Raw genomic sequence first — 25,607 nt, forward strand, 5'->3', positions numbered from 1 at the left:
GTCCACATGACCCTCTCCCTGACATCAGGTCCTCTTGGCAGGGAATCAGGCTACAGAGGCGGGATCAACCAAACTCTTCAACTGGTTGTTTTGACTCATGAACCTCTCGGACAGACACTTAGGACACGTGAGAGGCGGGGGATGACCAGGACACAAGCGAGTTCCGAGCCGGCCGTACCGCTTCTGGTCGGCGTCGGGGCGTCGGCGGGGGGGCTGAAAGCCTTCCAGATCCTGCTGGAGGTCATGCCGCCCGACACCGGCATGGCCTTCGTCTTTATCCAGCACCTGGACCCCGAACATCCCAGCATGATGACCGACCTGCTGTCGCGCCGCACCACCATGTCGGTGCGCGAGATCGAGGACGGCACCCTGCCGGAGCGCGATCACGTCTACATGATCCCACCCGGGCAGCATGTGGTGTTGCAGGACGGCCGCTTGCGGCTGATCCAGCCCACGGCGCGGCGCGGCGAGCGCATGGCCATCGACACCTTCTTCCGCTCGCTGGCGGCGGAGCGGGCGGAGGACGCGGCGGCCATCGTTCTGTCCGGCACCGGCACCGACGGCTCCCTGGGCTTGCGCGAGGTCAAGGAACGCGGCGGCCTGTGCCTTGTCCAGACCCCGGCGACCGCCGACTACGACGGCATGCCCACCAGTGCGATGATGACCGGCGTGGTGGACAGCGCGCTGGATATTGCCGACATGCCGCCGACCCTGCAGGCGTTCGAGCGGCGGGTGCGGGCGCGCGGCCGCGAGGAAGGGCAGGCCGCCGCGCCGTCGGAGTTCAATCGCCTGATGTCCGTGCTGGCCCACCAGAGCGGCATGGACTTCCGCTTCTACAAGACCAGCACCGTTCTGCGGCGCATCGAGCGGCGCATGAGCATGGTGCGTGTGGAGGACGCCGACGAATACCTGTCCCTGTTGCGCACCGATCCCGGGGAACGCCGGGCGCTGTCGCGCGACCTTCTGATCAGTGTCACCAGTTTTTTCCGCGATCCGGAGGTCTTTGAAACCCTCCAGAAACAGGCGTTGCCCGAACTGATCGCGGCCGGGGACAACGACCCTTTGCGCATCTGGGTGCCTGGCTGCGCCACCGGCGAGGAAGCTTACACCATCGCCATGCTGGTGCTGGACTGCATGGAGCAGGGCCTGCGCAAGCGGCCCTTGCAGATCTTCGCCACAGATGTCGATGGCGATGCCCTGCGGGTCGCCCGGGAGGGGGTTTATGCGGAGGGCATCGCCGGCGATCTGTCCGACCGCTGGCTGAACCGATACTTCACCCGCAATGAGTCCGATTACGTCGTCGGCAAGGCGTTGCGGGATGTCGTGGTCTTCGCGGAACAGAACCTGCTGACCGATCCGCCGTTTTCTCGTATCGACCTGATCAGTTGCCGGAATCTGCTGATCTATTTGAAGAACGATGTGCAGGAACGGGTCATGGGCCTGTTTTCCTTCGCCCTGCGGCCGGGCGGGTTCCTGCTCCTCGGGTCGTCGGAAAGCGTCGGCCGGGCGGAGGAACAGTTCTCCATCGTGTCGAAGAAGCACCGCCTGTACCGGCGCACGGATCGAACGGTGGTGGCGCCGCTGACCTCGCCGCCGATGGCGTACCAATACTCGGCGCCGAGTGGCGGCCAACGGCAGGTGCCGGCCCAGCCCATCCGGGATGTGGCGACGCGCGCCATTCTGGATCATCTGGCGCCACCGTGCGTTCTCGTGGACCGGGGGTATGACATCCGGTTCTATCATGGGGAAACCGCCCGGTTCCTGTCCCAGCCGTCGGGAGAGCCGACCCGCAACCTGCTGGACCTGCTGCGCCCCGGGCTGAAAACCCGCCTGCGCGCGCTGATGCGCGCCGTCGCCAAGAATGCGGGCCCCCTCGTGGGTGAGCCGGCCAAGATGCGGTGCGAGGATGGCGGCCGTGTCCCCGTCCGCCTCAGCGTGATGACGGTGCAGAGCGACCGGGCCGGCGAGCCCATGTACCTGGTCGCCTTTCACGAGGAATCGGCCGAGACCGTCGTGTCCGATGACGAGGGCGGCTCCTCCGGGATTGTCGCGCAACTGGAACAGGAACTGACCGCGACCCGCGAGGACCTGCAATCCACCATCGAGGAACTGGAAACATCCAACGAGGAACTGAAGGCCTCCAACGAGGAGGTCATGTCCATGAACGAGGAGTTCCAGTCCACCAACGAGGAACTGGAAACATCCCGCGAGGAACTCCAGTCGCTCAATGAGGAGTTGACCACGGTCAATTCTCAGCTTCAGGAAAAGGTGCTGGAGCTGGAAAAAACAAACGACGACCTGACCAATATTTTTGATGCCACCGACATTGCGGTGATCTTCATTAACAGGGACGGCATCATCAGCCGCTTCACACCGCAGGCGGGGCGTCTGCTCAAGCTGCGCGCCAGCGATTTGGGGCGTCCGGCCCGGGAACTGCGGTTCGACATTTCGGACGGAAACCTGCACGACCGCGTTGAGGAGGTTGCCCGTGTGCTGCGTCCGTGCGTGACCGTGATCATGGCCGAGGATGATCGCTGGTACAGCGAGCGCATCAATCCCTACCGCACCGGGGATGGCCGCTACGATGGCGTGGTCGTCAGTTTCGTGGAGATCACCGAGGAAGTCCGCGCCCAGCGGGAAGCCATGCGCCAGCGCAACCTGTTTGACTCCGTCATGCGCCAGGCGACGGAAGGCATCGTCGTCACCGACGTGGATGGAAACATGATGCTGGTCAACGACGCGGCGCGGCGCATGGCCTCCGGTGATCCGGGCGGCAAGCCGGTCCGGGAGGGGCCGGTCTATTGGGGCGAGGGGTTTCGCTTCGATGGTACGCCCATCGAAGTGGACGACTGGATCAGCCTGCGCGCGCTGCGGGCAGGCGGTCCGTTGGCGGAAACAGGCCGGATGGTGCGCCCGGACGGCAGTTTCTATGATTTGGCCATCAGCGCGGCGCCGGTGCGCGACGATCAGGGCGCAGTCATGGCGTCCATCGCCATCTTCCGCGACATCACCGGGGAACGCCGCCTGACGGAGGAGCGCGAGGCGGCGGTCCGCCGGGCCGACGAGGCCAACGCCGCCAAGAGCCGGTTCCTCGCTAACCTCAGCCATGATGTCCGAACGCCGCTGAACGCCATCATCGGATTCAGCGACGCGATCAGGGCCGGCATCTACGGCGAGGTCACGGACGCGCAGCGGGACGTGCTGGAAACAGTCCAGCGGGCCAGCCAGTATCTGAACCAGCTCGTCAACGACATTCTGGATCTGTCGCGGATCGAGGCCGGCCGTCTGACCTTGAGGCCGGAGACCGTGGGGCTTGAGGACTTGGTGCGGACGGCCGATGGCACGGCACGTCCGCAGGTGCGAGGGGCGGAGCCGATTGTTGATGTGGACATCGAACCGGCCGGCCTGACGGTGCATGCGGATGCCGTGCGTTTGACCCAGGTCCTGGTGAACCTTCTGACCAACGCGTTCAAGTACGGCCCCCCGAACGGCACCGTGCGGGTCCGCGCCCGTCTGCTGGGGCCGAACGGTGGCGTGCGCCTCACCGTCACCGATCAGGGGCCCGGGATGTCCGAGGAGGACATGGAAAAGGCATTCGAGCCGTTTTTCAGGGGCAGTCGGGATGATCCGACGGTGGAGGGAACCGGACTCGGGCTTTCTTTGGTTGCTCAGATCATGCACCTGCATGGTGGCCGGGCCGCGTTGTCTCAGGCGGAGGGCGGCGGCCTGGAAGTGACGCTGGAAATACCGCCGGAGGCGGGCGACGCGTCATAGGACCGTCGGGCGGGTGACCGCAGGGCACCCGCCGCCCGACGCCACCCCGGCGGCTGTCCTTCGGCCAGCCGCCCTACGCCTTTTCGTCGGGCCGTCTTTGAGCCGAATCCCAGGGATCCGTGCGCTTCCCCTATCCCGATCCGCTGTCGGCGAAGGCGGCCAGTGCCCGCGTTCGCGCGGCCGCGTGATCGACGATGGGGGCCGGGTAGGTCTCGTCCAGGCGCACCCCCGCCTCGCGCAGGGCCGGGGCCGGCGCCCGCCACGGAGCATGGATCCAGCGGGACGGCAGGCTGGCCAACTCCGGCACCCAGCGCCGCACGTAGGCGCCCTCCGGATCGAACGTCTCGCCCTGAAGGACGGGATTGAACACCCGGAAATAGGGCGCGGCGTCCGCGCCGCAGCCGGCCACCCATTGCCAGGAACAGGGATTGTTGGCCGGGCAGGCGTCCACCAGGGTATCCCAGAACCAGTGCTCACCGGCGCGCCAGTCGATCAACAGGTCCTTGACCAGGAACGAGCCGGCGATCATGCGCGCCCGGTTGTGCATCCAGCCGGTGTGCCAGAGCTGGCGCATGGCCGCGTCCACCACCGGAAAGCCGGTCATGCCCCGTTGCCACGCCCGCAGGCCGTCCGGGTCGTCACGCCACGCAAACCGGGCGAACCGCGCCTGCAAGGGGGCCTCGGCCATCGCCGGGTGTTGGTGCAGCAGGTGATGGCAGAACTCGCGCCAGCCGAGTTCGCGCAGGAACGCCTCGGCTCCGGCGGAGGGGAGGCGGTCGCGCACCGCATGCCAGATCTGGCGCGGCCCGATCTCGCCGAAGCACAGATGGGGAGACAGCCGGGACGTGCCGTCGTCGGCGAGCGCGTCGCGTCGGGTGTCATAACCCGCCATGGCCTCATCGAGAAAGGCTTCGAGCCGGTCACGCGCCGCCGCCTCGCCCGGGGTCCAGGTGGCACGCAGCCCGCCGGCCCAGTCCGGAGCCTCCGGACGCAATGGCCAGTCGGCGAGCGCGTCGCCGGCGGGCCAGACGGTGGGCGCCGGGATGTGGTCCGGCGCCGCCCGGGGGCGCGGCGGCGGTTCCAGCGTTTGCAGGTGCTTCCAGAACGGGGTGAAGACCCGGAACGGCGTGTCCTGTCGGGTGCGCACGGTCTCCGGCTCGTGGAGCAGCGCGCCGCCAAAGCGCCGCGCCGTCACACCTAGCGCGGCGAGATGATCGGCCAGCGGCGCCTCGTCGGTCCCGGGCCGGCGCGTCCACAACACCGCTTCGGCCCCGGTCTCGCGGATCAGCGCCTCCAGCGCCGGGCGCACCGGGCCGCGCCGCAGGGTCAGGCGCGAGCCCCGGGCCTCCAGGTCGCGAGCCAGCGCGGCCAGGGAGCCGTGCAACCACCACCGCGCCGCGCCGCCCAGCGGACGGGCGGACTCGTCCTCGCCGTCGAGGATGGTGACCGGGATGACCGGGCGGCCGGTGGCGACGGCGGCGGTCAGGGCGGGGTGATCGGCCAAGCGCAGGTCGCGGCGCAGCCACAGCAGAACGGGCGTGGTCACGGGCGGGATCCGATCTTGTGCGGGATCAAATGGCTGGACACTGCCGCCGCGATTGACCCCCTACCGCGCCATGTCCACCACGAGGCGGCCGCGCACTTGCCCGTCCATCAGGCGGCCGGCGGCGTCGATGGTCTCCGACAGCCCGATCTCGTGGCTGATGGCGGCGAGATGGGCGGCGTTGAGATCGCGCGCCAGCAACTCATAGGCGGCCAGCCGCTCCGGCTTCGGCATGTACACGCTCTCGATGCCGCACAGCTTGACCCCGCGCAGGATGAACGGCGCCACCGATGACGGCAGGTCCATGCCGCTGGCCAAGCCGCACGACGCCACGGTGCCGAAGTACTTCATCTGCGACAGCACGTTGGCGAGGGTATGGCTGCCCACCGCGTCGACCGCACCGGCCCAGCGTTCCTTGCCCAGGGGCTTGGCGGCGCCCGCGTACTCGGCGCGGTCCATGATGTCGGCGGCCCCCAGGCTCTTGAGGTAGTCGGCCTCGCCGGTACGGCCGGTCAGGGCCACGACCTCGAAGCCCTGCTTCGCCAGCAGGGAGATGGCGACGCCGCCGACGCCGCCGTTGGCGCCCGTGACCAGCACCGGTCCCTTGTCCGGCGTGACGCCCTGACGGGTCAGTTCCAGCACTGCGAGGGCCGCCGTATACCCCGCCGTGCCGATGGCCATGGCCTGCGCCGGGGTGAAGGCCGATGGCAGCGGCACCAACCAGTCGCCGGGCACGCGGGCCACGGCGCCCAGGCCGCCCCAGCGGGTTTCGCCCAAGCCCCAGCCGTTCAGCACCACCGGGTCGCCCGGTTTGAAATCTGCGTGTCCGCTGTCGGTCACCGTGCCGGCGAAGTCGATGCCGGGAATCATCGGCCATGACCGCACCACCGGACCCTTGCCGGTGATGGCCAGTCCGTCCTTGTAGTTCAGGGTGGAGTGACTGACGGCGACGGTGACGTCGCCCTCGGGCAGATCGGCCTCATCCACCTCGGCCACGGTGGCGCTGGTGGACTTGTCTTCGTTGCGGGTCAGCAGGATGGCCTTGAACATGCGGTGTCCTTCCCAAAAAGGTTCAGGGGATGACATGGTCCACCTTTAACAGCCCGGCAAGGCCGGCGTCATCACCGATCCTGTGCCGCGCCGACGGCGGCGGTTTCAGCGCACACGTTGCAGGATCAGAACACAGTCCGGGCGGTTGATCTGCTGTTGCACGCACAGGGAATGGGTTAGTTGCAGTGTGGCCGGCTCCAGGAGCCGCCAGACCCACAGTTCTCCGGGCGGACGTGGTCCCCTGCTGCCCTGGTGCGTGTCATAGTGCTCGCGGACCTCCAGCCGCAGCCACTCGCCCTCGGTGAACCAGATGCCGGCGACCCAGGTGTAGCCGCCGGAGACCCCGAGTTGCATGCCGAGCGACTTCTGGAACGTGCCGTCCGCATTGAACAGGTATTCCATGCCGATGACCGCGCCGCTGGACGGGTCCATGCCATGGCCCTGCCACGCGCCCACCAATGCGTCCTGGGCCCGGGCCGATGCGGGTCCCAGTCCAAGCGCGAACAGGAGCAGGGCCAGAAAGAGGGCGGCCGGTGACCGTAAGACGGCGCGTCTTGGTGTGCGTGACATGGGCGTGCCCCCCTTTCGACCGATGATGCCCTGCGGCCTCTGCGCGTCGCCGAACCTCTGGGCCGAACCTCTGGGCCGAACCTCTGGATCGCACCGGGCGAGGATCGGCGGGTGACCCGGCCCCACCCCATCCGATCCGATCCGATCCGGCGTCCGGTCAGCGCTGCTTCGTTTCCCAGTCTTCGGCGATGTGGACAGGCACGGTCTCCGGCGGCTCGGGATCGCGCCCCCGGATTCCGTCGGCAATCTTTTCGGCCAGCATGATGGTGGGGGCGGTCAGGTCGCCGGAGACGATGCTGGGCATGATCGAGGCATCGATCACCCGCAAACCCTCTACGCCCCGCACGCGGCCCCAAGTGTCGACCACGGCCATGGGGTCGGACTCGGGCCCCATGGCGCAGGTGCCGGCGGGGTGATGGGCGCTCTGCACGGTCTGGCGGATCCAGGCGTCGAGGTCGGCGTCGCTCGTCACGTCCGGGCCGGGCGCCAGTTCGCCGTCGTTGAACGGTGTCAGGGCCGGCTGGGTCATGATTTCGCGGGTCAGTTTGACAGCGTCGCGCATCTCGCGGCGGTCGGTTTCGGTGGACAGATAGTTGAACTGAATCCGTGCCCGTTCCATCGGATTGTCGGAATAGGGCACCACGCGGCCCCGGCTTTCGGGGCGCACGGGGCCAACATGGGCCTGATAGGCGTGCATCGGTTTCAAATCGCTGCCATCGTAGGCGGCAGCGGTGGGCCGGACGTGGACTTTCAGATTTGGATGACGCACGCCCGATTCGGAGCGGATGAACCCGCCGGCCTCGAAGTGGTTGGTGGCGCCCAGGCCGGTGCCGCGCGACCACCATTCCCGAGCGATCGAGGCTTGACGCAGGCCTGACTGGGTGCCGTACAGCGTTTGCGGGGTTTTGCACTTGTATTGGATGTAGACTTCCGGGTGATCCTGAAGGTTGGCGCCCACCCCGGGCAGCGGCGAGATGACGGGGATGTTGAGATCCTCCAGGATCTCGGGGTCGCCGATGCCCGACAGCATCAGCAGCAGCGGCGAGTTGATGGCGCCGGCGGCGAGAATGACCTCGCGCGTCACCCGCAGCTTGCGCTCGCCCTTCGGCGTCATCGCGTCGATTCCCTGGGTGCGGCCCTTGCTGTTGACCAGGATGGCGCAGACTTGGCTGCGGCTTAGGAAGGTCAGGTTGACGCGTCGCAGGATCGGGTGCAGGTAGGCGGTCGCGGTGGACGACCGTCGGCCCTGGCCCACGGTCATGTCCAGGGGGCCAAACCCTTCCTGATGCTCGCCGTTGAGATCGTCGGTGCGGGGGTAGCCGGCCTGTTGTCCGGCCTCGATGAAGGCGTCGTACACCGGGGTCCAGCGGTTGCCGCGTGTCACCTTCAGCGGCCCACCCCGGCCGTGGAAGGGGCTGTCGCCGATCTCGGGGAAATCCTCTGCCTTCCTGAAGTACGGCAGGCAGTGGGCATAACCCCACGACGGGTCGCCGGTTTCCTCGGCCCAGCGCTCATAGTCCAGCGCATGGCCGCGGGTGTACACCATGCGGTTGATTGAACTCGATCCGCCCCAGACGCGGCCGCGCGGCTGGTTGATGACGCGGTTGTCGGCGAAGGGCTCGGGATCGCTCTGGTGGCCCCAGTTGAGCCGTTTGGACTTCAGCGGGCGGGCGAACCCGGCCGGCATGTGGAGATAGGGGGACCAGTCGCGGCCGCCGGCCTCGATCAACAGCACCTTGACGCCCGGGTCCTCGGAAAGGCGGTTGGCCAGCACGCAGCCGGCCGTGCCGGCGCCGATGATGATGTAATCGTAACTGCCAATGGGATGGGACATCGGTAGGGGGCCTCCACGCGACCGGGTTCGATAGGGATGCTCAATCAGCCGGCGTAAGGGTCTGGATGACGACGCGGCGCGCCCGATCACATCATTCCCGCCGGCAAACGACAACACCGTCCTGACCGGATTGATCGTCCGGTCGCGCCATGGCGATCACGCATCGATTTCGTCTCCCCCTGAAGTGTTCGGAGCGAAGCGTTGCCGGACCACGGCGCGGGAAGACCGGTGTAGAACCATGGCGCGCCGAAATCCAGCGTCGCGCCGACGTTGATTGGGGCCCGAATCGACGTCGGTTCGGAGCATTCTTCGTCCGCGCGGCAGTCCCCGGCTCCGCGTGGGCGCGTTTTCGTGCCGCAAAGGCTGTGATTTGCATTGCCGCCACGGTATATTCCGCCGATGATGGTGGCTCGGTCATGTCCGCGCGAGGCGCGGCCGAGACGTGCCGCAGAAAACCTGAACCGGGGCCAATGGAGCAGGGACCATGGACAGCGACCGTCGCGACTTGCCGCGCTGGCAACTTGCCGAGGACGCCACCCTAATTCTGGATGCCGACTACGATGTCCGCTGTTCGTTGCGGGACGTGTCCGGTTCCGGGATTGCCATCGAAACGGACCTGAAGCCGGAAGTGGGTGACGAAGCGATTGTTTACGTGCGGTCTCTTGGCCGGTTCAAGGCGCGGGTGGCGCGCGTGGCCAAGGACCATGTCGCTTTTCGCTTCATGATCGAGAACGAGCGCCAGATCGTCCTCCTTGAGCGTCTGGAGCGCCGCCTTGTCCTGGAGAAAGAGAAAAACGGCGGCGCGGCGTCCTCCCAAGACGCGTCGGTGTAGAGTCTTTCCCGACTCCCGGGTCGAAGCTGCCCTGAGCCGGCCGAGTCTGTCCGCTTGACGGCGGACGGCCGGGGCGGTCTGATCCGCGCGACGGATTGGAAAGAGGGGGCTTCCGACATGCTTGGCGAAACCATTGGGTACGATGATTTTCTGAAGGTCGAAGTGCGCGTCGGTCGCGTGGTGGCCGCCGAGCCGTTCCCGGAGGCCCGCAAACCGGCCATCAAGCTGCGCATCGACTTCGGGGCCGACATCGGCGAGCGCAGATCCTCCGCCCAGATCACCGATCACTACACGCCGGAGTCCCTGGTCGGCCGGCAGGTCCTGGCCGTGGTCAACTTTTCCCCAAAGCAGATCGGCCCGTTCATGAGCGAGTGCCTGGTGCTCGGCCTGTCCGACGCCGAGGGCCGGGTGGTGCTGATCGGTCCCGACCGTGACGTGCCTCTGGGCGCGCGGATGCATTGAGGGGAGGCTCGACGGTCATGCTTCCCTGGCTCGCCCTGCTGCTGGTGTTCCAGTTGGCCGGAGAGGCCGCGCGGCACGCCCTGGCGCTGCCGGTGCCCGGTCCGGTGCTGGGCATGCTCGCCCTGCTGCTGACGCTGGGGGTGCGCGGCTGGCTGAAGCGGGACGGAGATGCCGTGCCCGAGTCGCTGGAGCGCGCGGTCGGGGTCCTGCTCGGCCACCTGTCGCTGCTGTTCGTGCCCGCCGGGGTGGGGGTGATGACGCACATCGCGCTGCTGGCCACGGAGGCGGTGCCGCTGGCCGTGGCCCTGATCGGCAGCACCCTGGCGGCCATCGCCACCGCCGGCCCCCTGATGGTCCTGATGGAGCGTCGGCCATGATCGACGGGCTGTCCGACATCTGGGTCTATCTGGCGCGGGATCCGTTGTTCGGCCTGACCCTGACCATCGTGGCCTATTTGGCGGCCGATCGGGTGTACCGCTGGCTGGGCCTGCACCCGCTGGCCAACCCGGTGCTGTGGTCGGTGATCGTGCTGGCCGGTGTGCTGTGGGCGACCGACATTCCCTACGCGCGCTATTTCGAGGGCGCGCAGTTCATTCATGTGTTGCTCGGCCCGGCGACGGTGGCGCTGGCGGTGCCGCTGTACCGGGCGCTGGGCACGCTGCGCAGAAGCTGGCGCGGCATCGCCGTGGCCCTGCCGGCGGCGGTGGTGGTGGCCTCGCTGGGCGCCGTCGGCCTTGCCATGCTGTTCGGCGCCGAGGACGTCACGGTGGCTTCCGTGGCGCCCAAGGCGGTGACCACGCCCATTGCCATGGGCATCAGCGAGCGCATCGGCGGCCTGCCCTCGCTGACCGCCGTGCTGGTGATCCTGACCGGGATTCTGGGCGCGGTGCTGGGGCCGCCGCTGCTGACCCTGCTGAAGGTGCGCGACCCCAGGGCGCGTGGCATCGCCCTGGGCGCGGCCGCCCACGGCATCGGCACGGCGCGGGCCTTCAACGAAAGCCCGGAAACTGGCGCCCACGCCAGCCTGGCCATGGGACTGGCCGGCGTGATGACAGCCGTATTGTTGCCGCTGGTGTGGTGAGGGGAGCGCGAACCGCTTTCCCGGTTGACCCCACCCCGCCCGGGGCCTATGACCGTCGGCGGGCCACGACCCCCCAACGGGTCGCGACCCTTCTGCAAGGAAGGGAGGCAACATGACCGCACCGCAGAAACCGGCCACCCGGCCGGAAAACCCGAACTTCTCCTCCGGCCCCTGCGCCAAGCGCCCCGGCTGGACCCCCGCCACCCTCGCCGACGCCCTGGTCGGCCGCTCTCATCGCTCCAAGCCCGGCAAGGCCCGCATCAACGCGGTGATGGACAAGAGCCGCGCCCTCCTGGGCCTGCCTGACGACTACCGCATCGGCATCGTTCCCGCCTCCGACACCGGCGCCGTCGAGATGGCGCTGTGGTCGCTGCTCGGCGAGCGCGGCGTCGAGATGCTGGCCTGGGAAAGCTTCGGCGCCGGCTGGGTGACCGACGTGGTCAAGCAGCTCAAGCTGTCCGACACCCGTAAGCTCGATGCCCCCTACGGCGCCCTGCCGGACCTGTCGGCGGTCGATTTCGACTGCGACGTGGTCTTCACCTGGAACGGCACCACCTCCGGCGTGTGTGTGCCGAATGGCGACTGGATCCCGTCCGACCGCGCCGGCCTGACGATCTGCGACGCCACGTCGGCCGCGTTTGCCATGGACCTGCCATGGGACAAGCTCGATGTGACCACGTATTCCTGGCAGAAAGTGCTGGGTGGCGAGGCGCAGCACGGCGTGCTGATCCTGTCGCCGCGCGCGGTCGAACGGTTGGAGTCGTATTCGCCGCCGTGGCCGCTGCCCAAGATCTTCCGCATGACCAAGGGCGGCAAGCTGATCGAGGGCATCTTCAAGGGCGAGACCATCAACACGCCGTCGATGTTGGCGGTCGAGGACGCGCTCGATGCGTTGACCTGGGCCGAGGGAATCGGCGGCCGCTCTGTGCTGATGGCGCGCACCCAAGCGAACCTGAAGGCCGTCGAGGATTGGGTCGCCGACAGCGACTGGGCGGGCTTCCTGGCCGCCGAGGCGGCGTCGCGCTCGTCCACGTCGATCTGCCTCAAGGTGGTGGCCGACTGGTTCACAGCCCTGCCCGAAGACGCCCAGGCCAAGGCCGCCAAGCGCATGGTGGCCCTGCTGGACGAAGAGGGCGTGGCCTTCGACATCGGCGCCTATCGCGACGCGCCGCCGGGCCTGCGCCTGTGGGGCGGCGCCACCGTCGAGACCGCCGACATGCAGGCTCTGCTGCCCTGGCTCGACTGGGCGGCGGCCGTCGTGAAGGCGGAGATGGCCTCGGCGTAGGTTGGGGTGAGCGAAGCGAACCCCAACACGTCCGGTCGAACGTTGCGGTGTTGGGGTTCGGCGCGTTGCGCCTTACCCCAACCTACGGGCAGCCGATCGCCCCGGGGTCAGCAAACTCTGCGACATATCATCACGAAAGGACTTCACCATGCCCAAGGTGCTGGTGAGCGACAAACTCAGCCCGCGCGCCGTCGATATCTTCAAGGCGCGCGGTGTTGAGGTCGACGTGAAGACGGGCCTCAAGCCCGAGGAACTGATCGCCATCATCGGCGACTACGACGGCCTGGCCATCCGCTCGGCCACCAAGGTGACGAAGGACGTGCTGGAGGCCGCCACCAACCTGAAGGTGGTCGGCCGCGCCGGCATCGGCGTCGACAACGTCGACATTCCGGTCGCCACGCAGAAGGGCGTGGTGGTCATGAACACGCCCTACGGCAACGCCATCACCACGGCTGAGCACGCCGTCGCCATGATGTTTGCCCTGGCCCGGCAGATCCCGCAGGCCAACGCCTCCACCCACGCTGGCAAGTGGGAGAAGAGCAAGTTCATGGGCGTCGAGCTGACCGGCAAGACGCTGGGCATCATCGGGTGCGGCAACATCGGGTCCATCGTCGCCGAGCGCGCCGTCGGGTTGCGCATGCGGGTCATCGCCTTCGATCCCTTCCTGCCACCGGAACGGGCGCTCGACCTGGGCGTGGAGAAGGTGGACCTCGACGACCTGATCGCCCGGTCCGACATCATCAGCCTGCACACGCCGTTGACCGACAAGACCCGCAATATTCTCAGTGCCGAGGCCATCGGGCGGATGAAATCCGGCGTGCGCATCATCAACTGCGCGCGCGGCGGTCTCGTCGATGAGGCCGCGTTGAAAGCGGGGCTGGAGAGCGGCCATGTGGCCGGGGCCGCCCTGGACGTCTTCGAACAGGAACCGGCCAAGGACAACCCGCTGTTCGGCCTGGACAACGTGGTCTGCACGCCGCACCTGGGCGCCTCGACCACCGAGGCACAGGAGAACGTCGCCCTGCAGGTGGCCGAGCAGATCAGCGACTTCCTGCTGACCGGCGCCGTGACCAACGCTCTGAACATGCCGGCCGTGAGTGCCGAGGAGGCGCCCCGCCTGCGCCCCTACATGAAACTGTGCGGTGAGTTGGGCGGCTTCGCCGGCCAGATCACCGAAAGCGGCCTGAAGTCGGTGCGAATCGAGTACCAGGGCGATGTGGCCGGGTTGAACACCCGCCCGCTCAGCGCCGCCGTCATGCAGGGTCTGCTGACGCCGCTGCTGGAGGCGGTCAACATGGTCAGCGCGCCGGTGGTCGCCCGCGAGCGCGGCATCGAGATCAAGGAAACCAAAAGCGAGAGCTGTCGCAACTACCACAGCCTGATCCGGCTGGAGGTCACGACCGAGCGTCAGACCCGCAGTGTCGAGGGGACGCTGTTCGGCGATTCCCTGCCGCGCATCGTGCGCATCAACGACATTCCGGTGGAGGCCGAACTGGGCCCGGACATGCTGTACCTCATCAATGAGGACAAGCCGGGCTTCATCGGCAGCCTGGGGTCCACGTTGGGCGATTCGGGCATCAACATCGCCTCATTCCACCTGGGGCGCACCGACGCCGGCGGGCAGGCCATCTGTCTGGTGCAGGTGGATGGACCGGTGCCGGCGGCGACGCTGGAGGCGGTACGCGCCCTGCCGCATGTGGTGCAGGCGAAGCCGCTGCGGTTCTGAAATCTGGAAAGCAACGCATTCGCCACGCCGTTCGGACAAGTTCTACGGCCATGTTCGACGCCCGGTAGGTTGGGGTGAGGGGCAACGCCCCGAACCCCAACGGCTCCGGCCGACAGATGTTGGGGTTCGCTGCACTCACCCCAACCTACGCGCGGCCCTGTTCCTCCGGCCTCGGTCTCACGCCGGGATCAGGTGCGGGGCGAACGCGTCGAGAACCTGTCGGTATAGGTCGCGCTTGAACGGGACGATTAGATCCACGGTGTGCTCTGGCCTGACCCACCTCCAGGCCGAGAATTCGGGGTGGGCGGTCTCCAGGACGACATCCTCGTCCCGGCCCAGAAAGCGCATCAGGAACCACTTCTGTTCCTGTCCCCGGTAGCGTCCCTTCCAGAGTTTGCCGCGCAGATCAGACGGCAGATCGTATCGCAGCCACGTTGCCGATTCGGCGACCAGGGTTGCCAGGCGAGGCGGGATGCCGGTTTCCTCCTCCAGTTCCCGCCGTGCGGTCTGAAGCGGATCCTCGCCCGGGTCGATCCCGCCCTGGGGCATCTGCCAAGCCTCGCTCTTGAAGTCGATGCGCTGGGCGACAAACACGAGCCCGTCCGGATTGGTCAACATGATCCCGACGCCGCGCCGATAGGGGCTGCTGTCCCGTGAGGGGTCAACCATGGTCCGCTGCGTCCGCCGCGTGGGTGGCCGACCCGGCCGGGGTCTCGTTTCGAGCAGCCCCACCGCCGCCGCTGGCATCGTGTTCGCCACCACCGCGCTCAATCACCGCCGACAGCGGCGCCAGGGCCACGCCGCGCGCGCGCAGATCGGTGGCCCACGCGCGCAAACGCACAAAGGCCAGCGGAGACGCCGTCATGATGCCGATGGACGAGCCACGGGCCAGGGCCACTCGTTCCAGATACGCCAGACGGGCGTCGATGCTCTCGGCGAAGCCGCGTTGATCGATGACCACGTCCACGGCGCGCAAGGGCGGCAGGACACGGTGGTTGGCGGCCAGGGCGCGGGCCTCTCCCTGGTGCAGGTAAACCAGCCCGGCCTCCCGAATGCGGCTGAGGACCGCCTCCATGGGCTCCGGCGCATTGGTGAAGCGTCCGGGAGCGGTGGCCAGCAGTCCGACGTAGCCGATCCCCTTGGCAAGAAGCTGATCCAGGCGGTCGCGCGTCTCATCGGTCGGCAGCACGCTCAGCATGCCCAGGGGGCCGGGGTCCTGGGCGGGGAACGCGGCGCCCTCCGTGGGCAGGTCCAAGAGTACCTCATGCCCCGCCTGTCGCGCGACCTGCATCTTTTCAGGCAAGGCGTCGGCGTATGGGGCGAACGACAACGTGACCGCCGGGGGTAGGCGCATGACGGCGGCCTGAAGCGAGTCCGTCATCATGCCCAGGCCGTGGACGACAATGGCCACGCGCGGCAGCTCCGGCGGCGCCTGATCGCGCGCGGCGTACGCCTGCCAGGGCGGCGTTCCGTCCGGACCGACACGCGGCACCGGGCCGTAGGGGCCGGTCTCGACCAGATCGCGTTTCGGCGCCGACGCCAGCGGATAGCCGCGTGTGCCGTCGGCCTGGGCCAACTGGTCATAGCTGGGCACCGGCGGCGACTCTCTCAGGCGGTTCGGCGCGTCTGGCTCGGCCATCGGTGCCACGCCGTCCGGGACCGGCATCAGGCCGGGCACATCGGGCAGGTCGATGTCGGGGGCGGCCAGGTCGACCCGGGCGCGCACGCCGTCCGTTTGGTGGTCGTGATCGCCCGATGGGGACGCGGTTTGGCCAGGGGTGTCATGACCGGCGTCGGCCATCTGCGTCGGCGATTCAGCGTGGGTGTCGGGTCCGCCGTCATGCGCGGTGCCGGCCGGATCGTCGGTCTGTTGATGTGCGTTCTCGGCGGTCTGCGTGCCGTGATCGGTGGGCGGCGGCGTTTCGGTCTCGTGGGAGTCCGCCGTGTCGGCCATGCCGTGGCCATCCGGCGTCGCGTCGGTTGACGCCGCTTCCGTCGGGGACGAATCGTCTGAGGCACCGTCCAACCACGGTCGGCGGTTGGGGGAACGATCCGTGGCCGCAGTGGGGTCGGCGACCACCGGAGGCTGATTCTCTGACGATGATGGCGTGGTCAGGGGGGGCAGGGCCATGACGACACGATCCGGGGCCACGACCTGCACGGTTTTGTCGGTATCGCCACCTTGATCGGGGGCATCGGCCGTCACGGTGTCGTCGCTGCCCAGGAGTCCGTCGAGGCCGCCGCTGGAGTAAGCCCAGGCACCGATGCCGCCGACGATGGCCAGTCCGGCCACGATCATGGCGGGCCGTTGCCACCCGCCCTGGCGGTCGCGCAGGGGACTGCCGTCCAGATCCTCGAACCCTCGAAAATCATGGCCCCCGCCGTCCGGACGGTTGCCGAACAGCCGCGCGACGAGGCCACTGGCGGAGTCCGGGGGTTCGGCCGGAGGAAGGCCGAAGTCGTCATCGACATCGGGGGCGCCGACAATCGCGGATCGCCCGCCTCGGGATGGGGCAGCGTCGTCGGCGGGGTCGGAGTCCAGGTCTATCCCCTCGAACGGGTCTCCGAGTGGATCGTTGGACCTTTTTCTCCCGTGTCCCCGGGCCATGCCGGGCAGTTTCACGGCCTTACTCTCCTAAAGGCGTCTAATCGCCCCCCTTGCGGCGCACTCTCGGATCATATCGGAAAAGGCGCGCCAAGGGAAACGATGCGAACGAAGAACAGCCATTGTCAGGATGGAGGAAGGATACCGGTTGCGGCCGGTGCCAGCCTGTTCTCCTTCCCCCCGTCGGGGGGAGGTTGGGAGGGGGGCGAGGTGGTTTCCGTACGGACCCGGTTTACCGCATCAACCCCACGGGCTTTTTTTCAACCCCACCCCAGCCCTCCCCGATCCAGGGGAGGGAGTTTGCTTCGTGCCCGAAACTCCCAACAGGGCCCGTCGCAGGCCGCGCGGCCAAAACGAGAACTGTTGAACGACGAACCGGGAGAGAACGCCTGGTGCCAAGGCTACTGTTGGTGTGCCATGCGCTCCCGGTACAGCGCCAGCCCACGCAAAAGATCCACGGCGCGGGTCAGCTGATAGTCCTCCATGGTGCCGTCCTCGCCATCCTCGCCCTCGCCCGGGTCATTGTCGTTGGCCGCGTCGTCCTCGCCGTTGTTGACGTCGAGGGCGTTGCGCAGGTCGGCTTCGGTGCGCCGGTGGGGCGCGTCCACCACTTCCAGGCGCGCGACCGGAATATCGATGTCGGGCTCGATCCCCTTGGCCTGGATGGATCGTCCGGACGGCGTGTAATAGCGCGCCGTCGTGATCCGCATGGCCCCGTTGCCGGGCAGCGGGACGATGGTCTGCACCGAGCCCTTGCCGAAGCTTTGGGTGCCGACCACCAGCGCGCGGCCGTGATCCTGCAAGGCACCGGACACGATCTCGGACGCGGAGGCCGAGCCGCCATTGATGATGACCACGACCGGCAGGCCTTCGGCGATGTCGCCGGGCCGCGCGTTGAAGCGCTGGGTGTCGTCGAGGTCCCGGGAGCGGGTGGAGACGATCTCTCCCTTGTCAAGGAAGGCGTCGGCCACGGCCACGGCCTGATCCAGCAGGCCGCCGGGGTTGTTGCGCAGGTCCAGCACGAACCCCTTCAGATCGTCGCCCGTCTGGTCCTGCACATCGGCGATGGACTCGCGCAGGCCGCTGTCCGTCTGCTCGGTAAAGGAGGTGATGCGCAGGTAGCCGACGTCGTCTCCAATGACCCGATGACGCACCGACTTGATGGTGATGATGTCGCGCGTGATCGTGACGTCAAAGGGCTCGCGGTTTTCGCGGCGAATGGTCAGGACGATGTCGGTGCCGACGCGGCCGCGCATCTTGTCCACCGCCTCGTTCAGGGTCAGGCCGGTGACGGCCTCTCCGTCCAGGTGCGTGACGTAATCGCCCGGCTCCAGGCCGGCCCGGGCGGCGGGCGTGTCGTCGATGGGCGAGACCACCTTGACCAGACCGCTTTCCATCGTGACCTCGATCCCCAAACCGCCGAACTCGCCCTTGGTCTGGACCTGCATGTCGCGGAAGTGGTCCTGGTTCAGGTAGCTGGAATGCGGGTCGAGCGATGTGAGCATGCCGTTGATGGCCGCCTCCAGGAGTTCGCGATCCTCAACCGGCTCCACGTAGTCGCTTTTGACCCGCTCGAACACGGTGGCGAACAACTCCATCAACCGATAGGTCTCGTCGTCGCGCGCCGACGCTTGCGGCGCGAGATACGTGGTTCCCAGGGCCGCCAGAGCGACGGCGCTAGCTGCAACGATCACGAGGGTTTTGCGCATCATCCCTTTCCAGTGTCTGAGCCCGCCGCCAACCAGGGCAGGGGGTTGATGGGCCGGCCGTCCCGGCGCAGTTCGACATAAAGGGCGGGCGTGCCCCCTCCCATGACGCCGACAGGTTCTCCGGCCCGAAGGCTTTGGCCCACCCGGGCATCCAGGCGACTCATTCCGGAGAGCAGCGAATGATATCCGTCGGTGTGTTCAATGATCAAGAGAAGGCCATACCCCCGGAACGGACCGGCGAAGGCCACGGTGCCGTCGAAGGGGGTTACCACCTGGGCCTGCTCGCGGGTCTGGATGGTCACCCCCTTGCTGGCGCTCCCGTTGTCGTCGGGCTCGCCGTAGCGGGCGACGATGCGGCCGCGGGCCGGCATGGGCATGGCGCCGCGACCGGACGCGAATGCGCGCGCCGGGACCGGTTCCGGTTCGGGCGGGGCGGCCAGCGGCTGTCCGGTGTCAGCGGCAGCGGTGGGGGGGGCGCTGTCCTCTGGGGCTGAGTCTGCTTCGGCCTCGGGATCGGTGTCCGGGTCGCTTCGGGCCACCGCGACCGCCGCCGCCTCCTCTTGCTCGAGTTGCGCCCGCAACGCGGCCTCAAGCCCCTGACGGCGGTCTTCCATGCCGCGGCGAAGGGCATCAAGGCTCTCGCGCCGATGTTGTTCGGCCTCCAGGCGGCGCACCAGATCGCGTAGATCGGCGGCCTCGCGCCCCAGGCGGGCCACCCGAAGGTCGGCCTCGCGTTCGCGTTCCAGGGTATCGCGCTGCAAGGCCGCCTTGTGGTCGAACAGCGCCTCAAGGCGGGCGTGCGCGACTTTCAGGGCCTCGGTCTTGTCGGCGATCTCGGCGCGCTGGGCGGTGATGGCGGCATCCAGGCCGCGAAGGGACTCCAGGTCACGAGCCAGCACACGGGCGCGTTCCTCGATCTGGGGAATGGCGGCGCGTAGCAGAATGGCGCCGCGCACGGTGTCGGCCGGCGGCGCGGGCTGCACCAGCAGTGCTTCGGTCGGTCGCCACGCAAGGCGCTGGATCGCCGTCAGGATGCGGGCAAGCTGTTCATCGCGCATCGACAGCGTGTTGGCGATGCGATCACGTTCCGCATGCAGCGACGCGAGTCGGTCTTCCAGGGCGGACAGGCTTTCCTCGGCGTCCTGAACGGCCCCGGCGCTGTCGATGACCTGAGTGCGGACGCGGCGCAGTTCGTCCGCCAGGGCCTCCCGTCTGGCCGCGAGATCTTCGCGTGTGGCCTGTTCCGCCGCCAGTCGTTCCTCGATGGAGCGCAGTTCGGTTTCCGGCGTTCGGGTCTGTCCGGACACCGGTGGCGCCGGAAACACGCCGACAACCAGCAGGCCAAGGCCGACCGCGCCGGCGGTTGCTCCGACTCGCCTGCAAGGGCGCGCGGATTGCTCAGGCCATGGCTCCGGCGCGCGCGGCATGGCGCGTCTCCTCGCCTGAAAGAAGGGATTGGCCAGTCATTTCATCGGGGCGCGGCAGTCCGATCAGGGACAGCAGCGTCGGCGCGACATCGGCCAGTCGCCCGTCGTGCATCACGGTGCCTGCCGGGCCGTTGACCAGAATGGCGTTCACCTTGCCGACCGTGTGCGCGGTATGGGGCTGTCCGGTCTCGGGGTCGCGCATCATCTCGCAATTGCCGTGGTCGGCGGTGACCAGCATGACGCCGCCGGCGTCTCGAACCGCCGTTTCCAGCCGCCCAAGGCTGTGGTCCACGGTCTCGGCGGCCTTCAGAGCGGCCTCAAGAATGCCCGTGTGGCCCACCATGTCGCCATTGGCGTAGTTCAGGATGATGACGTCGTATTTGCCGGAGGCGACGGCCTCGACCATGCGGTCGGTGACCTCCGGCGCGCTCATCTCGGGCTGAAGGTCGTACGTGGCCACCTTGGGACTGGGCACCAGGATACGATCCTCCCCGGCGTACTGCGTTTCCTCGCCGCCGTTGAAGAAGAACGTGACGTGGGCGTACTTCTCCGTCTCGGCGATGCGAAGCTGCGTCAGACCGGCGTCCGCCACGACCTCGCCCAGGATGCGGGTCAGCGTTTCCGGCGGGAACAGGGTGTCCATCCAGGCATTGTGGTTCTTGGAGTATTCCGCCATGCCCAGCGCCGCCGAGACGCGCACGACACGGCGGCGCTTGAACCCGTCGAATTCGGGATCGAGCAGGGCGGCCAGGATCTCGCGCGCCCGGTCGGCGCGGAAATTGGCCATCAGCACGCCGTCGCCCTCGGCCATGCCGGCATAGCCGCCAATGGCCATGGGCTTGATGAACTCGTCCGTCTCGCCCCGGTCATACGCCATCTGGATGCCGGTCAGCGGATCGTCTGCGGAGGCCATGCCGTCGCCGTCCACAAGGGCGTTGTAGGCCAATTCCACGCGGTCCCAGCGATTGTCCCGGTCCATGGCGAAATAGCGGCCGGAGACGATGCCCACGCGACAGTCCGGCACATCGGCCACGTCCGCCAGAAACCGTTCCAGGTAGCCCTTGCCGGACGAGGGCGGTGTGTCGCGGCCGTCCATCAGGGCATGCACCACCACCGGGACACCGGCTTCGCCGATGATTTTGGCCAGGGCGACCATGTGGTCCTGATGCGAATGCACACCGCCGGGGGACATCAGGCCCATCAGGTGACAGGTGCCCCCGCTGCTGCGCAGGCTGTCGATGAACCGGGTCAAGGCCGGGTTGGTGCTCAAGGAGCCGTCGCGCACGGCGCCGTCGATCCGGGGCAGGTCCTGGACCACGACCCGGCCGGCGCCCAGGTTCATGTGCCCGACCTCTGAGTTCCCCATCTGGCCGTGCGGCAGGCCCACGTCGCCGCCGCTGGTTTCGATCATGGCATGCGGGTTGTCGCGCAGCAGCCGGTCCCAGTTCGGTGTGTTGGCGAGCGCGATGGCGTTGTCGGCGGTGTCCTCGCGGTGTCCCCATCCGTCCAGGATGCACAGAACGACGGGGCGGGGACGCGGCGTGGTGTCAGTCATGGCGGTCTCTCGGAGCTCCGGAAGTGTCTTCAAGGGTGACGCGCCGAGCGCGTCCTTAAGATGTGGACGCGCCAAGCGCGTCCGGGCCGACGTCACGATCGCGGTCAAAGCATGGGGCACCGTAGCACGGTTGCGCGGACCTGTCAGACCGGCAAAACGGGACATCCTCGCAATCAGATGGTCCAGATGTGGGGTGCGGGGGGGCGTTCGTCATCCCCCGCCGACAGCAGTTCTCATTTTGGTCGCACGGCCTCCGATGGGTCCTGTCGGGAGCCCCAGGCGCGAACCCCTCCCGACCTCCCCCCGGAGGCTATCCGATTCACACAACTTTACTCCTGCTCGTCATTGCGAGGAGCGAAGCCCAAATAAAAGATATGGGGCAATCCAGGGCGGATACTTGCGTTTTGTGCCCTGGATTGCTTCACCCTCGTCTTGCGACGAGGCTTCGCAATGACGAGTCACATTGTCGCGCGAGCGAAGAGCCGCCGCTTCGGCGGGAAGAAGTGTGAATATGATAGCCCCGGAGGGGGGAGGAGAACAGGCCGGCGCTGGTCGCAACCGGTGTTCTCCCGCCATCCTGAGAATTGCTGCCCCGCCGACCCGACGGTTGCCAGTTCGACCGAAAATGGTCTAGCTAGGATAAAGAGATTAGCGTCGGCGCGAAATCGGGTCCTGTTGTCGCGTCCGCTCAAGTGGAGGAGCCTGCCATGGCCACGCGCCGACGTCCGTTTACGGCAGAACTTCGACGGGTCTCGCGCGGGGGCGCGGGTCCATCCTCCGACGCAGGCGGGGGCACGGGGGACGGTGCTCCGAATCCCGACACGGCGGCCATTCTGGCGGCCATCGGCGGCCTGTCGGATCGGATCGGCGCCCTGGAAACACGGGTCGAGGAGATCACGCCGGCGCAGCCGCCCGAGCCGGAGGTGGGCGAGGACGGCTTGACCGACACTGTGCGCCGTCAGGTGGAAGAGGCGCGCGTCATGCGCACCGAGATCGTCGCGCTGGCCCGCAGTATCGAGGATACCAAGACCGAACTGGCCAAATTGCGCGACCAACGCGCGGACGGTGACCGGTTGACGGTGATGGCGCATGAACTGGACGCCATCGTTGAGGCCACCGAAAACGCCACCAACGGCATTCTCGACATCGCCGAGGGGGTCTCGGCCCAGATCAGCGAAATCCAAGCCCAGGAAAAGGACAGCTACATTCGGCATCTGGCCGACGAGGTTCAGGAAAAGCTCCTGGGCGTGTTCGAGCACTGCAACTTCCAGGACCTGACCGGCCAGCGCATCTCCAAGGTCGTCAATACCATGAAGTTCATCGAGGACCGCATCGACCGCATGATGGACATCTGGGGCCGCGAGGGTTTCGTAGTGGCGGCGGAGGACGAGGCGGCCGGGGTCAGCCAGGAAGACCGGGACCGCCAGTTGCTCAACGGCCCGCAGACCGGCAACAAGGGCATCTCCCAGGACGAGATCGACGCCCTGTTCGATTGAGGGGTGCACTTCAGAGGAAACTGGAAGCAATTGTAGGGCGGCTGGCCGAAGGACGGCCGCCGGGATGGGGATGCCGATGGACGGCGGGTGCCCTTCGGTCACCCGCCCTACGATTCCGGCGGATCGGTGTTCTCCCCCTCCCCGATGCGCAGCACCAGCTTGCCGGTCGTTCCCCGGCCCAGCAGAACGTCGATGGCCTCGACCACGCGGTCGAGCGGGTATTCGGCCGAGACGCGCGGGCGCAGGTGGCCCTGGTCGTACCACGCGGCCAGGGCGGTCATGGTCGCCCGGACCCGCTGCGGCGCGATGCGCATGTAGGCGCCCCAGTAGAACCCGATCACCGACAGGTTCTTGACCAGCAGGCGGTTGGCCGGGATTTGCGGCACCGTGCCGCTGGCGAAGCCCACGGCGAGCAGGCGGCCGTCCGGTGCGGTACAGCGTAACGAGGCGTCGAACACCGCGCCGCCGACCGGATCGTAGACCACGTCGGCGCCGCGTCCGCGGGTGAGCGCCAGCACCCGCTCGCGCACGTCCTCGGTCTTGTAGTCGATGCCGTGATCGGCGCCGTGCGCGGCGGCCGTGGCCAGCTTGTCGGCGCCGCCCGCCGTGGCGATGACGGTGGCCCCGCCGGCCTTGGCGCATTCCACGGCCGTTAACCCGACCCCGCCGGCGGCACCGTGGATCAACACCACTTCGTCGGGCTGGAGTGCGGCCCGGTCGAACAGCCCGAAGTGCGATGTGCCGTAGGCGATGGGGAAGGCGGCCCCGGTTGCCATGTCCATGCCCTGGGCCAGCGGCCAGACGGCGCCCTCGGGCACCACAGCCTCCTCGGCGAAGGCGCCCAGGCCTGGCATGGCCATCACCCGGTCGCCGACGCGCACGGCGGAGACATCGTTGGCCACCTCCGTCACCGTGCCGGCCAGCTCGAATCCGGGCACGAAGGGCGGTTCCGGTTTCTCCTGATATTTCCCGGCCGTGATGAGGCTGTCGGCGAAGTTCAACCCGGCGGCGGCGACGCGGATGCGCACGCCGCCCGGCGTCATGGTCGGCGCGGGCACCTCCTCGACACGAAGGTCCTTGAACGAGGATACGGCGGGGCAGACGACGGCACGCATGGGCGGGGCTCCGGAGAGACTGGGAAGGGAGGCTTGATCGGGGCCGGCAGATCGGCATGATGCCGGATTTCGCGAGATCACCAAACCGAAACAAGGGCGGGGAATCCATGCGCGGCTATTTCGGCATCGGCGTCGAGCGGGTCAGCAAGCCCTACAACGTGGGCAGCGTGTTCCGCTCGGCGCACGCCTTCGGCGCCAGCTTCGTCTTCACCGTCGCCGCCAGTTATCCGCGCCGCGCCGGGCACACCACCGATACATCCGACAGCCAGGGGCAGATGCCGTTCTATGCCTTCCCGGACGCCGCCTCGATGGTGCTGCCGGAGGGGTGCAAGCTGGTGGGGGTCGAACTGTTCGATGACTCCATCGACCTGCCCAGTTTCCAGCACCCCCTGCGCGCGGCCTACATCCTGGGCGCGGAGCGCTTCGGCTTGTCGCCGGACATGGCCGCGCGGTGCGACTACGTGGTCAGAATCCCGACCCGGTTTTCCCTCAATCTGGGCATGGCCGGGGTTCTGGTCCTGTACGACCGCCTCATCAGCCGGGGTCGGTTCGCGGCCCGTCCGGTGGTGGAGGGCGGGCCGCGTGAACCGCTCGCCGGGCATGTCCACGGATGGCCCACCTTCCGAACCATGGAGGCTCATCGGGCGGCGCCGCCGTTGGCCGAACTGGCGGAGACCGAGCAACTGGAGCGGTTCGGACGGTCGCGCGACGGCGCGGGAGACGGGGAGCCATGAGGCCGGGGTGCCCTGAGTTGACCCCAGGTTCGCCATGCCGCAACCGCTTTGCTAGGGTGTGCTGTCGGACAGCCGGGCGACCGGGTTGGCACTGCGTCGCGTTCAAGGCTTGATCCGAGCCGGGCCACGGGGCACAGTCTCCCCGCCGACGAGTGGCGGCCCGTCCGGCACCCGGCGTTTCCTTATCCGCACCCACGGCGGCCGGCTTTCCCGTCGGCGTGCGGACGTCCATCCAGGAGGATCGACAACGATGATGCCTTCCATGCGCGGCCTTTTCGTCCTCGCGCTACTGGTCTCCACCATCGTCTTGGGGACGACGGCTTCGTCGTCCCAAGCCCTGGCGCAGGATGTCAGGACCATTGGTAAGTTTCGGGACTGGACGGCCTACACCTACGACGAGGGGGGCAGCAAGGTCTGCTACATTGCCAGCCGGCCGCAGAAGGACCAGGGCAACTACACGCGGCGGGGCGATATTTTCGCCATCGTCAGCCACCGCCCGGCCGAGGGCGCGAGCAACGTCGTCAGCTTTGTCGCCGGCTATCCCTACAAGGAGCAAAGTGAGGTGAGCGTCACCGTGGACGGGCGCAACGCCTTCACACTGTTCACCCATGACGAGACCGCCTGGGCCTATGACGAGGACGACGCCAAACTGGTCACCGCCATGAAGGCCGGCAGTGAAATGGTGGTCGTCGGCACTTCGTCGCGCGGCACCCGAACCACCGATACCTATTCTCTGATGGGCTTCACGAACGCGCACGAGGCCATCACGGGCGAATGCCAATAGAGAGAGAGCGGGCGCACGCCGCCCG

The 25,607-nt window shown here is 67.8% G+C and carries 20 protein-coding genes; 10 read left to right on the plus strand and 10 right to left on the minus strand.

The window, feature by feature from the left end; genetic code table 11:
* The first annotated feature begins 141 nt into the window (after positions 1–141).
* A complete protein-coding gene (locus BLS85_RS14700; RefSeq protein ID WP_176793777.1) occupies positions 142–3,774 on the plus strand; it encodes a chemotaxis protein CheB in 3,633 nt (1,210 codons plus the stop codon).
* A gap of 130 nt (positions 3,775–3,904) precedes the next feature.
* Here BLS85_RS14700 and BLS85_RS14705 read toward each other — a convergent pair whose 3' ends face one another.
* From BLS85_RS14705 to BLS85_RS14720, 4 genes are all read right to left on the minus strand, one after another.
* Positions 3,905–5,320: a cryptochrome/photolyase family protein gene (locus BLS85_RS14705; protein ID WP_092787495.1), complete on the minus strand. Its 1,416-nt coding sequence runs from the start codon at positions 5,318–5,320 to the stop codon at positions 3,905–3,907.
* 60 nt (positions 5,321–5,380) lie between these two features.
* The gene (acuI, locus tag BLS85_RS14710; protein WP_092787496.1) at positions 5,381–6,367 is read right to left on the minus strand and encodes an acrylyl-CoA reductase (NADPH); all 987 of its coding nucleotides are present in this window, start codon (positions 6,365–6,367) and stop codon (positions 5,381–5,383) included.
* A gap of 105 nt (positions 6,368–6,472) precedes the next feature.
* Positions 6,473–6,937 (minus strand): hypothetical protein, encoded by a 465-nt coding sequence (locus BLS85_RS14715; RefSeq protein WP_143027210.1) that lies wholly within the window; start codon positions 6,935–6,937, stop codon positions 6,473–6,475.
* Positions 6,938–7,094: 157 nt separating this feature from the next.
* A complete protein-coding gene (locus BLS85_RS14720; RefSeq protein ID WP_092787498.1) occupies positions 7,095–8,771 on the minus strand; it encodes a choline dehydrogenase in 1,677 nt (558 codons plus the stop codon).
* Positions 8,772–9,255: 484 nt separating this feature from the next.
* Here BLS85_RS14720 and BLS85_RS14725 point away from each other — a divergent pair, with 484 nt between their 5' ends.
* From BLS85_RS14725 to serA, 6 genes are all read left to right on the plus strand, one after another.
* Positions 9,256–9,603, plus strand: coding sequence for a PilZ domain-containing protein (locus tag BLS85_RS14725; protein WP_092787499.1), 348 nt, complete (start codon positions 9,256–9,258; stop codon positions 9,601–9,603).
* Positions 9,604–9,720: 117 nt separating this feature from the next.
* Complete coding sequence (locus BLS85_RS14730; protein WP_092787500.1) at positions 9,721–10,065, plus strand: tRNA-binding protein; 345 nt, start codon at positions 9,721–9,723, stop codon at positions 10,063–10,065.
* A gap of 17 nt (positions 10,066–10,082) precedes the next feature.
* Positions 10,083–10,442: a CidA/LrgA family protein gene (locus BLS85_RS14735; protein WP_092787501.1), complete on the plus strand. Its 360-nt coding sequence runs from the start codon at positions 10,083–10,085 to the stop codon at positions 10,440–10,442.
* Positions 10,439–11,146 (plus strand): LrgB family protein, encoded by a 708-nt coding sequence (locus BLS85_RS14740; RefSeq protein WP_092787502.1) that lies wholly within the window; start codon positions 10,439–10,441, stop codon positions 11,144–11,146. The genes BLS85_RS14735 and BLS85_RS14740 overlap by 4 nt, the downstream gene beginning before the upstream one ends.
* A 112-nt stretch (positions 11,147–11,258) precedes the next feature.
* On the plus strand, positions 11,259–12,431 hold the full coding sequence (locus BLS85_RS14745) for a phosphoserine transaminase (protein ID WP_092787503.1): 1,173 nt from the start codon (positions 11,259–11,261) through the stop codon (positions 12,429–12,431).
* Between the two features lie 148 nt (positions 12,432–12,579).
* The gene (gene serA / locus BLS85_RS14750) at positions 12,580–14,157 is read left to right on the plus strand and encodes a phosphoglycerate dehydrogenase (protein ID WP_092787504.1); all 1,578 of its coding nucleotides are present in this window, start codon (positions 12,580–12,582) and stop codon (positions 14,155–14,157) included.
* A gap of 177 nt (positions 14,158–14,334) precedes the next feature.
* Here serA and BLS85_RS14755 read toward each other — a convergent pair whose 3' ends face one another.
* From BLS85_RS14755 to gpmI, 5 genes are all read right to left on the minus strand, one after another.
* Positions 14,335–14,826, minus strand: coding sequence for an RNA pyrophosphohydrolase (locus BLS85_RS14755; RefSeq protein WP_092787505.1), 492 nt, complete (start codon positions 14,824–14,826; stop codon positions 14,335–14,337).
* Positions 14,819–16,780, minus strand: coding sequence for a divergent polysaccharide deacetylase family protein (locus BLS85_RS14760; protein WP_092787506.1), 1,962 nt, complete (start codon positions 16,778–16,780; stop codon positions 14,819–14,821). Before BLS85_RS14760 ends, BLS85_RS14755 begins: the two co-directional genes overlap by 8 nt.
* Before the next feature lie 383 nt (positions 16,781–17,163).
* A complete protein-coding gene (locus BLS85_RS14765; RefSeq protein ID WP_092787507.1) occupies positions 17,164–18,474 on the minus strand; it encodes a S41 family peptidase in 1,311 nt (436 codons plus the stop codon).
* Entirely contained in the window at positions 18,471–19,898 is a 1,428-nt protein-coding gene (locus tag BLS85_RS14770; RefSeq protein ID WP_092787508.1) for a murein hydrolase activator EnvC family protein, read from the minus strand. Before BLS85_RS14770 ends, BLS85_RS14765 begins: the two co-directional genes overlap by 4 nt.
* Positions 19,870–21,453 (minus strand): 2,3-bisphosphoglycerate-independent phosphoglycerate mutase, encoded by a 1,584-nt coding sequence (gene gpmI, locus BLS85_RS14775; protein WP_092787509.1) that lies wholly within the window; start codon positions 21,451–21,453, stop codon positions 19,870–19,872. Before gpmI ends, BLS85_RS14770 begins: the two co-directional genes overlap by 29 nt.
* Before the next feature lie 707 nt (positions 21,454–22,160).
* Here gpmI and BLS85_RS14780 point away from each other — a divergent pair.
* A complete protein-coding gene (locus BLS85_RS14780; RefSeq protein WP_092787510.1) occupies positions 22,161–22,949 on the plus strand; it encodes a protein phosphatase CheZ in 789 nt (262 codons plus the stop codon).
* 107 nt (positions 22,950–23,056) lie between these two features.
* Here the strand turns inward: BLS85_RS14780 and BLS85_RS14785 are convergent, their stop codons facing one another.
* On the minus strand, positions 23,057–24,064 hold the full coding sequence (locus tag BLS85_RS14785; protein WP_092787511.1) for an NADPH:quinone oxidoreductase family protein: 1,008 nt from the start codon (positions 24,062–24,064) through the stop codon (positions 23,057–23,059).
* Between the two features lie 107 nt (positions 24,065–24,171).
* Here BLS85_RS14785 and BLS85_RS14790 point away from each other — a divergent pair, with 107 nt between their 5' ends.
* Both BLS85_RS14790 and BLS85_RS14795 read left to right on the plus strand, forming a co-directional pair.
* On the plus strand, positions 24,172–24,798 hold the full coding sequence (locus BLS85_RS14790) for an RNA methyltransferase (RefSeq protein WP_092787599.1): 627 nt from the start codon (positions 24,172–24,174) through the stop codon (positions 24,796–24,798).
* A gap of 250 nt (positions 24,799–25,048) precedes the next feature.
* Positions 25,049–25,582 carry an invasion associated locus B family protein gene (locus BLS85_RS14795; protein ID WP_143027211.1) on the plus strand — a complete coding sequence of 178 codons (534 nt, stop codon included), beginning with the start codon at positions 25,049–25,051 and terminating at the stop codon, positions 25,580–25,582.
* Positions 25,583–25,607: the final 25 nt, after the last annotated feature.

Origin of the sequence: Rhodospira trueperi (assembly GCF_900101965.1) — a bacterium.
In the GTDB taxonomy this organism is placed as follows: Bacteria; Pseudomonadota; Alphaproteobacteria; order Rhodospirillales; family Rhodospirillaceae; genus Rhodospira; species Rhodospira trueperi.